The 266-nt window shown below is 65.4% G+C and carries 1 protein-coding gene; it reads left to right on the top strand.

Annotated elements, in window-relative coordinates:
• Positions 1-84: 84 nt before the first annotated feature.
• A partial coding sequence (locus R0J88_RS20755) for a hypothetical protein (protein WP_410900989.1) occupies positions 85-266 on the top strand: 182 nt, incomplete at its 3' end.

Below are 266 nucleotides of genomic sequence, written 5' to 3'. Positions count from 1 at the left end.
CGGACCCTGGGCAGCAGCGCCGGAACCTTCGGGCAACGGATGCCCATACCACCCGGGCACCCGCTGTATCAACAGGTGCTAGAAATGCTCCTGGAACTGCAGAGTGAACGCTGCGACCCCGGGCAACTGATGCATATCGCGCACCTGCTGCTGCATCACGGTGCCGACCCCAACGCTGTCCACGACTACCCCTGCGCCGGCCGGACCCCACTGATGCTGGCGGCCGAAGACGACCAGTTGGAGCTGTTCAAGGCCATGCTCGCGGC

It is taken from the genome of Pseudoalteromonas sp. SIMBA_162 (genome assembly GCF_046535955.1).
Classification (GTDB): domain Bacteria; phylum Pseudomonadota; class Gammaproteobacteria; order Enterobacterales; family Alteromonadaceae; genus Pseudoalteromonas; species Pseudoalteromonas marina.
The sequence above is the reverse complement of the archived record's forward strand: the minus strand, read 5'-3'. Positions and strand labels throughout refer to the sequence as shown.